The organism is Escherichia sp. B1147 (genome assembly GCF_001660175.1).
Classification (GTDB): Bacteria; Pseudomonadota; Gammaproteobacteria; order Enterobacterales; family Enterobacteriaceae; genus Escherichia; species Escherichia whittamii.
Window position 1 is genome coordinate 1 of sequence record NZ_LFHY01000012.1, and the last position, 15,575, is coordinate 15,575.

The following is a 15,575-nucleotide window of genomic DNA, read 5'->3' on the forward strand; positions in this document are numbered from 1 at the left end:
GATTCGAACCTGCGACCAATTGATTAAAAGTCAACTGCTCTACCAACTGAGCTAACGACCCGAGTGGTGGGTGATGACGGGATCGAACCGCCGACCCCCTCCTTGTAAGGGAGGTGCTCTCCCAGCTGAGCTAATCACCCGATACTGCGCTGGATACTACAAACTATTTCCACCTAATCCACCGTAATTAGTGGTGGGTCGTGCAGGATGACTCGCTTCGCTCGCCCTACGGGCCGTTGCTGACGCAACGTTATCCTACACGCTTAACATCCGAGTTAGATGTTAAAATTGGTGGGTCGTGCAGGATTCGAACCTGCGACCAATTGATTAAAAGTCAACTGCTCTACCAACTGAGCTAACGACCCGGTGGTGGGTGATGACGGGATCGAACCGCCGACCCCCTCCTTGTAAGGGAGGTGCTCTCCCAGCTGAGCTAATCACCCGATACTACGCTGGATACTACAACTAACTATGTTAGTGGTGGGTCGTGCAGGATTCGAACCTGCGACCAATTGATTAAAAGTCAACTGCTCTACCAACTGAGCTAACGACCCACTTTTGCGTTGCTTTTGGTTTGTTTGATATCCCGTGGCAACGGCGGCATATATTACTGATTTCAGACTTGAGCGCAACAAAAATTTCGATGTAGATCACTCAACTGCTTATGATTCGCACGACACGACCAGAAATAATGCGACTTCTGGTCGCGTGTTATGCATTACATGGCGTTCAGACGTTTTTGCGCCTGTTTAGCGCCATCAGTACCAGGGTATTTACTGATAACCTGCTGATACACGGCTTTTGCTTTCGCAGTATCACCTTTATCCTGCATGATGACGCCAACTTTAAACATCGCATCTGCAGCCTTTGGTGACTTCGGATAGTTTTTCACCACCGAAGCAAAATAGTACGCCGCATCATCTTTCTTACCCTTGTTGTAGTTTAACTGACCCAGCCAATAATTGGCGTTGGGCAGGTAAGTTGAATCAGGATAATTTTTGATGAAATTCTGAAATGCCGCCATCGCGTCATCCTGGCGGGATTTATCCTGCACCAGCGCAATAGCTGCATTGTAATCAGTGTTTGCATCGCCGCTTTTCACCGGCGCACCAGCATTTGCAGCACCTGCATCAGCTGTCGGCGTCGTTGCCGCCGCCCCGCTTTGATCGCCGCTGGCTGATTGTGCCGCTGCGCCACCGCTGCTGAGGCTATCGATCTGCAACAGGATCTGCTTTTGCCGCTCCACGACCTGATTCAGTTGATACTGATTTTCCTGAATTTGACCACGCAGGGAATCAATATCGGACTGATTATCAGAGAGTTGTTGCTGGAGTTGGGTTAAAAGCTGGCTGTGAGCATTAGAAATACGCTCAAGTTGAGTGACACGGTCTTCGACCGAGCCTGAGCCGACACTACTGATTGGTGCCTGAGCAAAAGCGGCCCAGGGGGCCGCTATACCAACCAGTAACGACAGACTCAATAGTTGATGTCTGAAGTTACTGCTCATGCAATTCTCTTAGTAAACCAGTACCGCACGACGGTTTTTGGAGTATGCCGCTTCGTCATGACCCAGTACTGCAGGTTTTTCTTTACCGTAAGAAACGATGGAGATCTGGTCTGCAGAAACGCCTTTACCCTGCAGGTACATCTTAACGGCGTTCGCACGACGTTCACCCAGGGAGATGTTGTATTCCGGAGTACCACGTTCGTCCGCGTGACCTTCTACGGTGACTTTGTAAGACGGGTTGCTACGCAGGAAGTTTGCGTGTGCATCCAGCATTTGAGCGAAGTCAGAACGGATATCGTATTTGTCCAGATCGAAGTAAACGATGTTGTTCTGCTGCAGCTGTTGCATTTGCAGACGAGCCTGCTCTTCGGAAGACATGTTGCCATTTCCGCCGTTCGCATCCATACCAGTGCCGGCACCCAGCATGCCTTCGCTGCCGTCATTGCTGGCGTTCTTGTTGGAAGAACATGCCCCAATTGCCATAACAGGCAGAGCAATCATCAGCCCTTTCAGCACTTTGTTCAGTTGCATTTCAATGATTCCTTTACTATTCAATTAATTATTATCACAGATACGGCGACCAGGCAGGGAATTTGACCTGTCCATCAGTTGCCGGAAGACGCGCTTTGAAACGCCCATCTGTAGAAACCAAATTCAGCACGGATCCCATCCCCTGAGAAGAGCTGTAGATTACCATAGTGCCGTTAGGTGCCAGACTTGGCGTTTCATCCAGGAACGTTGAGGACAGAACTTGTACGCCTCCCGTTACCAGATCTTGTTTGGCAATGTGCTGCTGCCCACCATTGGAGCTGACCATTACCATAAATTTACCGTCGCTGCTGACATCCGCATCCTGGTTCTGCGAACCTTCCCAGGTAATACGTTGCGGCGCACCGCCGTTGATATTCACTTTATAAACCTGCGGACGACCGGCCTGGTCAGAGGTAAAGGCCAGGTTCTGACTGTCCGGGAACCAGGTCGGTTCGGTGTTGTTGCTGCGACCATCTGTCACCTGACGGATTTGACCAGAGGCTAAATCCATTACGTACAGATTCAGGCTACCGGTTTTAGACAGCGCGAAAGCCAGTTTGCTGCCGTCTGGCGAGAATGCAGGCGCACCGTTGTGACGCGGGAATGAAGCAACCTGACGCACCGCACCGTTAGCCAGCGTCTGGATAACCAGCGCGGAACGACCGCTTTCGAAGGTAACATATGCCAGTTTAGAACCGTCCGGTGACCACGCCGGAGACATCAGCGGCTGCGGAGAACGGTGAACCACAAACTGGTTGTAGCCATCATAGTCAGACACGCGCAACTCATACGGGAACTGGCCGCCATTGGTCTGAACAACATAGGCAATACGGGTACGGAACGCACCTTTAATGCCGGTCAGTTTTTCAAACACTTCATCACTGGCGGTATGACCAGCGTAACGCAGCCATTGCTTGTTTACTTTGTATGAGTTCTGAGCAAGTACAGTACCCGGTGCACCGCCGGTATCAACCAGCTGATAAGCGACATTATAAGAACCGTCCGGATTCGGAGTTACCTGACCTACTACGACAGCGTCAATGCCCAGCGCAGACCATGCAGCCGGTTGAACTTCCTGCGCGCTACCTGGCTGTTGAGGCAGACGAGCGCGATCTAACGGATTAAATTTACCGCTGTTACGCAAGTCAGCAGCAACGATGCCGCCAATATCTTCAGGTGCCGCACCTGGTCCCGCCCACTGGAATGGAACGACACCAATAGGACGACCGGAATCTACACCACTGTCGATCACAATGCGGACTTCAGCATGCAGAACTGACGCCCACAGTATGAGAAAACCAAATGCTACTCGTAATGCCTGCTTCATCATATCTCCCTTATCTGGACAGATAGCCCACGATAATTTAGCAGAATGTTAACAAACTCAAATACACAAAACTACCAGAACCCGACGATAACCGGTGTCTGATGTTGACCGCCGTGACGCCCAACATCGCGATTACGGTTTGAAGTCCAATGGTGCGTTCTTGAACACTTCATATACTGCCTGGCTTGGTGGTTTTGGGATCTTCGCAAGTTTAGCTGCTGCCAGTGCAGCCTGACAAAGTGCGGGATCGCCACCTTCAGGTTTGATATCCAGTAACATGCCATCTGGTGCCAGTTTTATGCGCAACGTACAGGTTTTACCTGCATAAGACGAAGCATCATAGAACTTACTTTCGATAGCAGATTTAATCTGCCCGGCATAGTTATTGATATCTGCGCCTGATGCGCCATTGTTTTTAGTATTACCACTCCCGGCAGGCGAAGCATTGTTCCCTTTCGCCCCTCCCCCCGTTTTCGGTGCATTCTTACCAGAGCTTAGTTCACCGAAAATATCATCTGCCTCTGCGGCAGCTTTTGCTGCAGCCGCTTTTTCAGCTGCTGCTTTTGCCGCTGCCGCTTTTTTGTCTGCGGCGGCTTTTTCTGCAGCGGCTTTCTTATCAGCGGCAGCCTTTTCAGCAGCCGCTTTTTCTGCCGCTGCTTTTTTCTCGGCTGCGGCTTTCTCTGCGGCTGCTTTCTTATCCGCAGCCGCCTTTTCAGCAGCCGCTTTCTTCTCAGCTTCTGCCTTCGCCTTTTCAGCAGCTTCAGCAGCTGCTTTCTTTCTTGCTTCCGCAGCGGCTGCTTCTGCCGCTTCCGCTTTCTTCTTCAGCGCCGCTGCAGCTTTGGCGGCTTCGGCCTCAGCTTTTTTCTGCGCTTCTGCTGCGGCTTTGGCGGCTTCTGCTTCTGCTTTTTTCTTCGCGTCCGCAGCTGCTTTCTTCGCTGCTTCTTCCGCAGCTTTAGCATCCGCTTCGGCCTTCGCTTTAGCATCTGCCGCAGCTTTCGCTGCCGCCTCTTCCGCTTGTTTTTGCTTTAACTCAGCTTGTTTAGCCGCTTCTTCAGCCTGCTTTTTCTGCTCCTGAGCTGCTAAACGTTCTTTTTCAATTTGCTTCAGGCGTTCCTGTTCTGCAGCTTGTTTCTCGCGCAACTCTTCAGCAGCCTGCTGCTCCTGTTTCTTACGCTGTTCTTCAGAACGCTGCGCACTTGATTCCTGGCTTTGCATGCGCTTGTACTGCTCAACTATTGCGCCTGAATCAACCATGACGGCGTCGATGGATGAACCACCGCCGCCACCGGCTGAAGCTTCTATGTTCTCATCGAACGAACTCCAGATCAGCGCCGCAAATAAAATGATATGCAGCACTGCTGAAATAATTATCGCCCGTTTGAGCTTGTCGTTTTGTTCGGTTGCCTTTGACACTCTCGGTTCCCAAAAACTGTTCGCCTGTTACCCGCTCTCTTAAAGCAAGGGAAACGCAGATGCTTAAATAGGCTGCGTCATTAAACCAACCGATTTCACACCCGCACTGTGTAACAAGTTCAGCGCTTTAATTATTTCATCGTAAGGCACATCTTTTGCGCCACCGATCAGAAAGACCGTTTTCGGGTTGGCCTTGAAACGGCTGGACACTTCCGCCACCACCTGCTCAGGTGGTAAACGCTCCAGACGATCTTTCTCAACCACCACGGTGTACTGACCAATACCAGACACTTCAACAATCACAGGCGGATTATCGTTACTGCTCACTGCCTGTGATTCAGTAGCGTCTGGCAGATCGACCTCCACGCTCTGGGTAATAATTGGCGCCGTTGCCATAAAGATCAGCAGCAGCACCAGCAGTACGTCCAGCAACGGTACGATGTTGATTTCGGACTTGAGATCGCGACGACCTCGTCCACGCGCTCTGGCCATGGCTTACCCCTTGTTGCTCTCGCTAACGGTAAACGCCTGGCGGTGCAGAATCGCGGTAAACTCTTCCATAAAGTTGTCGTAATTCAGTTCCAGTTTGTTTACGCGCTGGTTGAGGCGGTTGTAGGCCATAACCGCTGGAATAGCGGCGAACAGACCGATAGCTGTGGCAATCAACGCTTCTGCGATGCCTGGAGCAACCATTTGCAGTGTTGCCTGCTTCACCGCGCCGAGAGCGATAAAGGCATGCATGATCCCCCAGACTGTACCGAACAGACCGATATACGGGCTGATAGAACCCACCGTGCCGAGGAACGGAATGTGCGTTTCCAGACTTTCCAGCTCACGGTTCATGGAAATACGCATCGCGCGCGACGCACCTTCCACTACGGCTTCCGGTGCATGGCTGTTGGCACGATGCAGGCGCACAAATTCTTTGAACCCACTGTAAAAGATTTGTTCCGACCCCGAGAGATTATCTCGTTTTCCCTGGCTCTCCTGATAGAGGCGAGAAAGTTCGATTCCAGACCAGAATTTATCCTCAAACGCTTCTGCTTCACGAGCTGCGGCGTTAAGAATACGGGTCCGCTGGATAATAATGGCCCAGGATGCGATTGAAAAACCAATCAAAATCAACATGATAAGTTTAACCAGAAGGCTCGCCTTCAGGAACAAATCAAGGATATTCATGTCAGTCACTGCTTAAACTCCGCGACAATAGACTTGGGAAGCGCACGAGGCTTCATTTTGAGTGGGTCAACGCAAACAATCAGAACCTCGGCTTCATTCAGCAGAGTATTCTCAGCGTTGACAATACGTTGCGTGAAAACCAAAGAGGTGCCACGCATTGATGTTATTTCAGTCTGTATTTCGAGCATATCGTCGAGCCGCGCAGGTGCGTAATATTCCACCGTCATCTTACGCACCACGAAGGCAACGCGTTCAGCCATCAGCGCCTGTTGACTGAAGTGATGATGACGCAGCATCTCTGTACGTGCTCTTTCATAAAAAGCGATGTAACTGGCGTGGTACACCACACCACCGGCATCGGTATCTTCATAGTAGACGCGAACCGGCCATCGAAACAGCGTTGTATTCACTTTACATCCCGGTAATGCAACAAAAGTTAGAACTTTTAAACGCTGCTACTATACGCGTGCGATTGAGGTTTGGGAATGAGGGCAAGTTAAGGGAGCGTAAAAATTTATGGACTGTTGAAGGTCCATAAATTTTTAAAGAGAATTCTGATTTAAAAGAAGAAGAAAATCAGCCCGACAATGAGAACAATATCGGCAAGCAGTGGGCAAAAAATCCCTTGCCAAAGAACCTTCTGCGGACGAAAACCCACGCCGTGAATTACGCCTGCGCAGACGGCCCACATCAGCAATAATCCATGCCAGATTTCCAGTTCACTGGTCTTCGCGGCAAAACGTGATGGGTCCCAAAACATACATCCTGCTAACAGAAGTGCCATCACTAAGGAAAGCGCCCGCAAGGGGCGCTTTTCCATTACCGCATACAACGTTGCGATAATCTTACTCATTAGCTGTCTTCTTGACCGGCTTTACCTGATTCGACGTGCTCAAGCGCCAGCGCGGTGATTACCCCAAACGAACAGGCAAGAAGCGTTCCCAGAATCCATGCGAAATACCACATTATTAGCTCCTTACTTAGTACAGAGAGTGGGTGTTACGTTCAATGTCTTCTTTGGTGATACGTCCGAACATTTTCCAGTAACACCAGGTGGTGTAGAGAAGAATGATCGGAACCAGAACCACCGCAACCCAGGTCATAACGTTAAGCGTCAGCTGGCTGGAAGTTGCATCCCACATTGTCAGACTTGCATTCATCATGGTGCTGGACGGCATCACAAACGGGAACATTGCGACACCGGCAGTCAGGATGATGCAGGCCAACGTCAGGGAGGAGAACACAAACGCCCACGCGGCTTTATCCATACGTGCAGTCAGGATGGTCAGCAGCGGCAGAACAACACCCAGCGCCGGAATAGCCCACAGAATCGGCATATTGTTGAAGTTCACCAACCATGCGCCAGCTTCACGAACCACTTCTTTATTCAGCGGGTTAGAGGCTGCGTAATGGTCCATTGTCGATTTCACGACATAACCATCGATACCGTACATCACCCATACACCAGCCAGTGCGAAGCACACCAGTGTCACCAGCGCCGCCACCTGAGCCGTTGCACGGGTACGCAGGTGCAGTTCGCCCACGGTACGCATTTGCAGATAGGTTGCGCCCTGAGTGATGATCATCCCGACGCTCACCACACCAGCCAGCAGGCCGAACGGATTAAGCAGCTGGAAGAAGTTACCGGTGTAGTACAGACGCAGATATTCATCCACGTTGAACGGTACGCCCTGCAACAGGTTACCGAACGCCACGCCAATCACCAGCGGCGGAACGAAGCTACCAATGAAGATGCCCCAGTCCCACATGTTGCGCCAACGGGTGTCTTCAATCTTGGAACGATAATCAAAACCGACCGGACGGAAGAACAAAGACGCCAGCACGAGGATCATCGCGACATAGAAGCCGGAGAACGCAGCGGCATAGACCATCGGCCAGGCAGCAAACAGCGCGCCGCCCGCGGTGATAAGCCAAACCTGGTTACCGTCCCAGTGTGGTGCGATGGAGTTAATCATAATTCGACGCTCGGTGTCGTTACGACCGAGGAAACGGGTGAGCATGCCCACCCCCATGTCGAAACCGTCAGTGACTGCAAAACCAATCAGCAGAATGCCAACCAGCAGCCACCAGATAAAACGCAATACTTCATAATCGATCATTTGACGACTCCTGTCTTAGCGTGCCGGCTGAGTAGTCGTGGAAGACTGCTCAAAGTGATAGCGACCGGTTTTCAGGCTGCTTGGGCCAAGGCGTGCAAATTTGAACATTAAGAACAATTCTGCCACCAGGAACAGGGTATACAGACCGCAAATCAGTACCATCGAGAAGATGAGGTCGCCTGCGGTCAGTGACGAGTTCGCCACGGCGGTAGGCAGCACTTCACCGATAGCCCACGGTTGGCGACCATATTCAGCAACGAACCAGCCAGCTTCTACAGCAATCCACGGCAGCGGCATACCGTACAGCGCGGCGCGCAGCAGCCATTTTTTCTCGCCAATACGATTGCGGATGACACTCCAGAAGGAAAGCGCAATGATTGCCAGCAGCAGGAAGCCACACGCCACCATGATACGGAACGCGAAGTACAGCGGCGCTACACGCGGAATGGAGTCTTTGGTTGCCTGTTGAATCTGCGCTTCAGTCGCATCAGCCACATTCGGCGTATAGCGTTTCAGCAGCAGACCGTAGCCAAGGTCTTTCTTCATACTATTGAACTGGTCACGGACAGCCTGGTCGGTAGAACCAGAACGCAGTTGCTCGAGCAGAGAGTATGCCTTCATCCCGTTACGGATGCGTTCTTCATGCTGCACCATCAGCTCTTTCAGGCCGATAACCGGTGTATCCACGGAACGCGTTGCGATAATACCCAGAGCGTAAGGGATCTGGATCGCAAATTTGTTCGTCTGCTCATCCTGATCAGGAATACCGAACAGAGTAAAGGCAGCAGGCGCAGGTTGAGTTTCCCACTCGGCTTCAATTGCAGCCAGTTTGGTTTTCTGCACGTCGCCCATTTCGTAACCAGATTCATCACCCAGAACAATAACAGACAGAACGGCAGCCATACCGAAGCTGGCAGCGATAGCAAAGGAGCGTTTTGCGAAGGCGAAGTCACGGCCTTTCAGCATATACCATGCGCTGATACCGAGGATGAACATCGCGCCAGTCACATAACCAGACGCTACAGTGTGAACGAATTTCACCTGAGCAACCGGGTTAAGCACCAGCTCGGAGAAGCTCACCATCTCCATACGCATGGTTTCGAAATTGAAATCCGACGCGATTGGGTTTTGCATCCAGCCGTTCGCGACCAGAATCCACAGAGCGGACAGGTTTGAACCGAGCGCCACCAGCCAGGTGACACACATATGCTGAACTTTACCCAGACGATCCCAACCGAAGAAGAACAGACCTACAAAGGTGGATTCGAGGAAGAAGGCCATCAGACCTTCGATTGCCAGCGGCGCACCGAAGATATCCCCTACATAGTGGGAATAGTAAGACCAGTTAGTCCCGAACTGGAACTCCATGGTCAGACCGGTTGCCACGCCCAGAGCGAAGTTGATACCAAACAACTTGCCCCAGAACTTGGTCATATCTTTATAAATCTGTTTGCCGGAAAGGACGTAGACCGTTTCCATAATGGCCAGCAGGAACGCCATACCGAGCGTCAGTGGCACAAAAAGGAAGTGGTACATCGCGGTCAAGGCAAACTGTAAGCGCGACAGTTCGACTATATCTAACATCATGACTCCTTGCTCATCGCATGAAGACTCCGAGAGTGAACCCCGTTAGAAAGGGTCACACGCATGCCCCAATACAAATGTATTTGCTCGCCCCTATCGTTGCCACTTCATCAAAAGAGGAAAAGACAATGATAAAAAGTTACAAATATGTTAATGAATAAACCAAATTGATCCCGCAATTATATTACGCTGCAAAATCCTTACAATAAACAGGTTTTTATTGAGCAAATTTGCATTTTTCGACAGTGATCAATTTATAGCGAAATTGTCACTACCCCACCAATTTGATCTACAACAATTTATCGCATTTTACTGATTTTTTTCAAGATTTAAAAATTGATTTATATCAAAATCAATCAAATATGTTAATCACATGTAAACTATAGATTACTGATGATTTTATTGTTAATTTATTGTGATATATAAGTGCAAAATATTTATCCACCAGGAAAGATATAGATAAAAAACCAGTACTTTATTTAACAAAAGCACCTTGCCGACTTTTTATAATACTAATTGATTAGATTAGCCAATTTGTTTTCATTTTACATAACATATTTTTATCAAAGTTAATTGATTGTTGTCTTTATGAGCACCAATCTTTATCCCCGGAATGTTATTGTTTTCTTGCTAATAATCACATTAAAGGATTGATTTGTAGATTGCAGGGAGAAGAAAAGAAAATTTTTAAGCGAAATTGCATCTGATATAAGTATTTTTCCATTCTTATATTCAACGAACAGCTCAGTGACCCAACACCAAACAACATGAGATTCAATAACTAAGTTTATCCTGTGTTGTTATATGTAAATTATTTTTATTAGCCCAACTGCAAGGCGAGACAATGAAACGGTATTATATCTGAACGTTATTGAACACCAGCCCCCTCTAAGTAATACGCTCGACTGGTCCAGAATAATCATTTCATTAGAGATGATTAATTATGTCCAATGAATAGCCCCCCCAAATGAGTTATTAACCATTTGTTACTTTCAACATTACCGTTACAATTCTATGTTAATACGGCAGTAAATTGTATTAATAATGCACAGCCAACTTTATGGAACTGCTTTTATAACCAGCCCACTCTCACAAAAATGCAAATCAGATGTTGATCACAAATATATCAACACATTAAATCAATATAATTTGAAAAATTAAAATCAATAACAGCCATATATGTAAATAGTTGAAATAACTGTCATATTTAAAGCAACCACATAAACAAGCATTTTTCGAAAAATATTTTGAAAATAGATCAATTGCAACCTGACGACAGGACAAAGACACTCCAGTGTTATTAATCATGTGCCGCAGAAAACGGCCATAAATACGACGTGTGTAACTTATTTTACCCTCTCTCTGTCTTACAAAGGATTCCCCATGAAGAAAGCAACACTTGTGCTGGGCGTTATTGGTGCCGACTGCCATGCAGTTGGCAATAAAGTTCTGGATCGCGTTTTTACTTCCCACGACTTCAGAGTCATTAACCTGGGCGTAATGGTCAGCCAGGATGAATATATTGATGCCGCCATTGAAACTGGCGCTGACGCGATAGTGGTTTCCTCTATCTATGGACATGGTGATATCGACTGTCTGGGCATGCGTGAACGCTGCATCGAACGTGGACTTGGCGACATTCTGCTCTATGTAGGCGGTAACCTGGTGGTGGGTAAACATGACTTCGCCGACGTGGAAATCAAATTCAAAGAGATGGGTTTTGACCGCGTCTTCGCCCCCAGTCATGACTTAGAAGATGTCTGCCAGCTGATGGCCAACGATATCAACCAGCGTCATGGTGTTGAAACACGTATTTTCGAAGAGGCCATCTGATGCAAATCGTCTCTGTCGATATTGGATCGACGTGGACCAAAGCTGCCCTCTTTACCCGGGAGGGGGACGCGTTAACGCTGGTTAACCACGTTCTGACTCCAACCACCACGCGTCATCTGGCCGATGGTTTTTTCTCAAGCCTGAATCAGGTGTTAAACGTAAATAACGCCCTCCCCCTGTTAAAAAGTGGCGAAGTCGCATTGAAGTACTCCTCTTCAGCCAAAGGTGGACTGGCGGTTGCCGCAATGGGATTAGTGCCTTCTATTACCCTGGAATCCGCGAAAGTAACCGCTCACTCTGCTGGCGCTAAAATTGCGCAGAATTACTCCTACAAGCTGAACCGCCGTGATATTCAGGCGCTGGAAGAGTCACCACCCGATATCCTCTTGTTCACGGGCGGCACCGATGGCGGAGAAGAGAGTTACGGGCTAAATAACGCCCGTGTGCTGGCGGAATCAAAACTCGATTGCGCCATTATTTATGCCGGAAACCGGGATATTCAGGACAACATACAGGACATCCTCGGGCATAAAGATCTGACCATCGTCGATAACGTCCTGCCTGATCTTGAAAATCCCTCCCCTTTCGCCGCACGTCAGGCCATCTGCGACATTTTCCTCAAACGCATTGTTAAAGGAAAAGGGCTGGATGTAATTGTTGATGAAACGGGCGAAGAGCCGATGCCGACGCCGTGGACAGTTTTTGAACTGGTTAAGGCAATCAGTAATGTCGATAGCAGTTGGAAAGAGTTCATGCTGATCGACATGGGCGGCGCAACCACCGATATGTATTCTGCCTGTGCCAATAATCTTTCGCCCGACACCGTTTTACACGGCGTACCGGAACCATTCGTAAAACGGACCGTTGAAGGCGATCTGGGAATGCGCGTCTCAGCCATGGTGGTTGGTGAAAGCGCAAAAGACTTAGTTAATGTGCTCTTTTCTCAGCACCCCACACAGCAGGACGCTTTTTATCATTATCTCCGTCATTTAGTCGCACATCCCGATCATTTACCCACTAACGCAGAAGAAAAATATTTCGATACTGTGCTGGCCGGACTGTGCGTAGGTTACGCCACCGAGCGTCATGCCGGCACCAAAAAAGAGGTCTGCACCTGCGTCGGCAATGTCGATTTACAGATGGGACGCGACCTGACCACCGTGCGCAAAGTCGTTGGTTCCGGTGGATGGCTGTCGCGCGCCAGCCAGTTTGATATTCATCGTTGGTTGAAATACCGCGAGTTAAACGACGACGGCAAACGCATTCTCTTACCGACCGAATTTGAATATTACCGCGATTCACGGGGGCTATTTCCACTGCTGGCAAACGTCGCCAGAGTAGATCCACAGGCCGCCGCGCGTACCAGTATTCAATGCTTAACCCTATAACAATTAAGGCAGCAATCAATGGAACTTCGAAATAAGAAATTAACCCATGACGAATTCATGACCGAGCGGCAACAGGTACTGAAAACCTGGGAAACCGGCAAGGATGTTGAACACTTCGAAGATGGCTTTAAATATCAACAAACCATTCCTGATCATAAACGCTTTTCCCTTGCCCTACTGAAAGCAGACCTGGAAGGTAAAACACTTAGCCAACCGCGCGCAGGCGTGGCGTTGATGGACGAACACATCGAACTACTAAAAACTCTGCAAGATGAGTGTGATCTGCTGCCGAGCACCATCGATGTCTATACCCGTCTGAATCGTTACGAAGAAGCCGCGATAGGGATTAAGCCGGAACCTCTAAACTGAACGGTTTACCGGTGGTTAACCACGGCGTCGCAGCATGTCGTCGTCTGACCGAAACCCTGCAAAAACCGCTACAGATCCGCCACGGCACACCAGATGCGCGGCTGCTGGCTGAAATTTCAATGGCCAGCGGCTTCACCAGCTATGAAGGCGGTGGCATTTCCTACAATATTCCGTATGCCAAACGCGTGACACTGGAAAAATCGATCCGCGACTGGCAGTACTGCGACCGTTTAATGGGGCTGTATGAAGAGTACGGTATTCGCATCAACCGCGAACCGTTTGGCCCGCTTACAGATACCTTAATTCCACCGTTTATCTCGCACTCTATTGCGATAATCGAGGGCTTGCTGGCGCTGGAACAGGGCGTGAAATCTATCACCGTCGGTTATGGTCAGGTCGGAAGCCTGACGCAAGATATTGCGGCGATCCAGTCTTTGCGTGAACTCGCTCACGAATACTTCCAGAACCATGGCTATGCAGATTACGAATTAAGTACGGTGTTCCACCAGTGGATGGGCGGTTTCCCGGAAGACGAGTCAAAAGCGTTCGCGATTATCTCCTGGGGCGCGGCGGTTGCCGGAATGTCGGGCGCAACAAAAGTGATAACCAAGAGTCCGCATGAAGCCTGGGGCATCCCTACCGCTGCCGCCAACGTGCAGGGGCTGAAAGCCTCCCGCCAAATGCTCAATATGGTTAGCAATCAGAAATTCCCGCCGTGTCCTGCGGTGGAACTGGAAGTTGAGCTGATTAAGAGCGAAGTTCGCGCCGTGCTGAATAAAGTGTTCGAACTGGGGAATGGGGATATCGCGCGCGGTACGGTGCTGGCATTTGAAGCGGGCGTACTGGATGTGCCTTTTGCGCCAGCCGCCTGCAACGCGGGCAAAATTCTTCCGGTCCGCGACAACACCGGCGCAATACGCGTGCTGGAAGCTGGCGCCGTTCCGTTGCCAAAAGACATTCTCGACCTTCACCACGATTATGTTGCCGAACGCGCACGCGTTGAAGGACGCCAACCGACATTCCAGATGGTTGTAGATGACATCAATGCTGTATCCCACAGTAAATTAATAGGAAGACCATAATGAAAATAAAACAGGCCCTTTTCACCGCTGGCTACTCCTCATTCTATTTCGATGACCAGCAGGCGATAAAAAACGGAGCGGGTCACGACGGATTTTTTTATACCGGAGAGCCGGTTACGTCTGGTTTTAGCGCAGTACGTCAGGCTGGGGAATGCGTTTCAGTTCAGTTGATTCTGGAAAATGGTGCAGTCGCAGTTGGTGATTGTGCTGCGGTGCAGTACTCCGGGGCAGGCGGTCGCGATCCTCTGTTCCTCGCAGAGCATTTTATTCCTTTCCTTAATGACCATATCAAACCGTTACTGGAAGGCCGCGATGTGGATGCGTTTGTGCCGAACGCCCGTTTTTTCGACAAGCTGCGTGTTAACGGCAACTTGCTGCATACCGCCGTGCGCTATGGGTTATCGCAGGCGCTGCTTGACGCTACCGCACTGGCAACGGGTCGTCTGAAAACTGAAGTAATTTGCGATGAATGGCAGCTACCGCGCGTGGCGAAACCCATTCCTTTATTTGGCCAGAGCGGCGACGATCGGTATATCGCCGTCGATAAGATGATCCTCAAAGGGATCGACGTGCTGCCCCATGCACTGATTAATAACGTCGAAGAGAAGCTGGGCTTTAAGGGGGAAAAACTGCGCGAATATATCCGCTGGCTGTCAGATCGCATTCTGAGCAAACGCACCAGCGCTCGCTACCACCCTACCCTGCACATCGATGTATACGGCACCATCGGTCTGATCTTCGACATGGATCCTGTTCGCTGCGCGCAATACATCGCCAGCCTGGAAGAAGAAACACAAGGTCTGCCGCTGTACATTGAAGGTCCGATTGATGCCGGTAACAAGCCTGACCAAATTCGCCTGTTGACTGCCATCACCAAAGAGCTGACGCGCCTCGCTTCCGGCGTGAAAATTGTCGCTGACGAATGGTGTAACACCTACCAGGATATCGTTGATTTTACTGATGCAGCCAGTTGCCACATGGTGCAAATCAAAACGCCTGATCTGGGCAGTATTCACAACATCGTCGATGCGGTTCTGTACTGCAACAGCCACGGAATGGAAGCCTATCAGGGTGGCACCTGTAACGAAACCGATGTCAGCGCCCGTACTTGCGTCCACGTAGCTCTTGCCGCGCGTCCCATGCGGATGCTGGTGAAACCTGGGATGGGGTTTGACGAGGGCCTCGACATCGTGTTCAACGAAATGAATCGTACTATCGCGCTGATGCTGGCTAAGGATTAAC

The 15,575-nt window shown here is 49.8% G+C and carries 14 protein-coding genes, 4 tRNA genes and 1 pseudogene; 4 read left to right on the forward strand and 15 right to left on the reverse strand.

The window, feature by feature from the left end:
• Positions 1–64: 64 nt before the first annotated feature.
• The 15 genes from A9180_RS11205 to cydA all read right to left on the reverse strand — a co-directional run bounded on the left by A9180_RS11205 (position 65) and on the right by cydA (position 9,661).
• Positions 65–140: transfer RNA gene (locus A9180_RS11205), tRNA-Val, on the reverse strand.
• Between the two features lie 149 nt (positions 141–289).
• Positions 290–365: transfer RNA gene (locus A9180_RS11215), tRNA-Lys, on the reverse strand.
• A 2-nt stretch (positions 366–367) separates the two neighbouring features.
• Positions 368–443: transfer RNA gene (locus A9180_RS11220), tRNA-Val, on the reverse strand.
• 35 nt (positions 444–478) lie between these two features.
• Positions 479–554, reverse strand: a tRNA-Lys gene (locus tag A9180_RS11225).
• A gap of 164 nt (positions 555–718) precedes the next feature.
• Complete coding sequence (gene cpoB / locus A9180_RS11230; protein WP_064528845.1) at positions 719–1,507, reverse strand: cell division protein CpoB; 789 nt, start codon at positions 1,505–1,507, stop codon at positions 719–721.
• A 9-nt stretch (positions 1,508–1,516) separates the two neighbouring features.
• Positions 1,517–2,038 carry a peptidoglycan-associated lipoprotein Pal gene (gene pal, locus A9180_RS11235; protein ID WP_064528848.1) on the reverse strand — a complete coding sequence of 174 codons (522 nt, stop codon included), beginning with the start codon at positions 2,036–2,038 and terminating at the stop codon, positions 1,517–1,519.
• A 34-nt stretch (positions 2,039–2,072) separates the two neighbouring features.
• On the reverse strand, positions 2,073–3,365 hold the full coding sequence (gene tolB, locus A9180_RS11240; protein WP_010352214.1) for a Tol-Pal system beta propeller repeat protein TolB: 1,293 nt from the start codon (positions 3,363–3,365) through the stop codon (positions 2,073–2,075).
• Between the two features lie 132 nt (positions 3,366–3,497).
• The gene (gene tolA / locus A9180_RS11245; protein WP_064528850.1) at positions 3,498–4,778 is read right to left on the reverse strand and encodes a cell envelope integrity protein TolA; all 1,281 of its coding nucleotides are present in this window, start codon (positions 4,776–4,778) and stop codon (positions 3,498–3,500) included.
• 63 nt (positions 4,779–4,841) lie between these two features.
• Positions 4,842–5,270 (reverse strand): colicin uptake protein TolR, encoded by a 429-nt coding sequence (gene tolR, locus A9180_RS11250; RefSeq protein WP_000090097.1) that lies wholly within the window; start codon positions 5,268–5,270, stop codon positions 4,842–4,844.
• A gap of 3 nt (positions 5,271–5,273) precedes the next feature.
• On the reverse strand, positions 5,274–5,966 hold the full coding sequence (tolQ, locus tag A9180_RS11255) for a Tol-Pal system protein TolQ (RefSeq protein WP_074399532.1): 693 nt from the start codon (positions 5,964–5,966) through the stop codon (positions 5,274–5,276).
• Entirely contained in the window at positions 5,963–6,367 is a 405-nt protein-coding gene (gene ybgC / locus A9180_RS11260; RefSeq protein ID WP_001098372.1) for a tol-pal system-associated acyl-CoA thioesterase, read from the reverse strand. The genes tolQ and ybgC overlap by 4 nt, the downstream gene beginning before the upstream one ends.
• 149 nt (positions 6,368–6,516) lie before the next feature.
• Positions 6,517–6,810 carry a cyd operon protein YbgE gene (gene ybgE / locus A9180_RS11265; RefSeq protein WP_064528854.1) on the reverse strand — a complete coding sequence of 98 codons (294 nt, stop codon included), beginning with the start codon at positions 6,808–6,810 and terminating at the stop codon, positions 6,517–6,519.
• A complete protein-coding gene (cydX, locus tag A9180_RS11270) occupies positions 6,810–6,923 on the reverse strand; it encodes a cytochrome bd-I oxidase subunit CydX (protein WP_000270283.1) in 114 nt (37 codons plus the stop codon). Before cydX ends, ybgE begins: the two co-directional genes overlap by 1 nt.
• 14 nt (positions 6,924–6,937) lie before the next feature.
• The gene (cydB, locus tag A9180_RS11275) at positions 6,938–8,077 is read right to left on the reverse strand and encodes a cytochrome d ubiquinol oxidase subunit II (RefSeq protein ID WP_064528856.1); all 1,140 of its coding nucleotides are present in this window, start codon (positions 8,075–8,077) and stop codon (positions 6,938–6,940) included.
• Positions 8,078–8,092: 15 nt separating this feature from the next.
• Entirely contained in the window at positions 8,093–9,661 is a 1,569-nt protein-coding gene (gene cydA / locus A9180_RS11280; RefSeq protein ID WP_064528858.1) for a cytochrome ubiquinol oxidase subunit I, read from the reverse strand.
• A 1,383-nt stretch (positions 9,662–11,044) separates the two neighbouring features.
• Between cydA and glmS the strand changes: the two genes are divergently transcribed.
• The 4 genes and pseudogenes from glmS (at position 11,045) to A9180_RS11300 (ending at position 15,574) form a co-directional block, all read left to right on the forward strand.
• Positions 11,045–11,494 carry a methylaspartate mutase subunit S gene (gene glmS, locus A9180_RS11285; protein ID WP_064528860.1) on the forward strand — a complete coding sequence of 150 codons (450 nt, stop codon included), beginning with the start codon at positions 11,045–11,047 and terminating at the stop codon, positions 11,492–11,494.
• Positions 11,494–12,882 carry a methylaspartate mutase accessory protein GlmL gene (gene glmL, locus A9180_RS11290; RefSeq protein WP_064528862.1) on the forward strand — a complete coding sequence of 463 codons (1,389 nt, stop codon included), beginning with the start codon at positions 11,494–11,496 and terminating at the stop codon, positions 12,880–12,882. The genes glmS and glmL overlap by 1 nt, the downstream gene beginning before the upstream one ends.
• Positions 12,883–12,900: 18 nt before the next feature.
• Positions 12,901–14,333 (forward strand): annotated as a pseudogene (locus A9180_RS11295) (methylaspartate mutase subunit E).
• Positions 14,333–15,574 carry a methylaspartate ammonia-lyase gene (locus A9180_RS11300; RefSeq protein ID WP_064528864.1) on the forward strand — a complete coding sequence of 414 codons (1,242 nt, stop codon included), beginning with the start codon at positions 14,333–14,335 and terminating at the stop codon, positions 15,572–15,574. The pseudogene A9180_RS11295 and the gene A9180_RS11300 overlap by 1 nt, the downstream one beginning before the upstream one ends.
• Position 15,575: the final 1 nt, after the last annotated feature.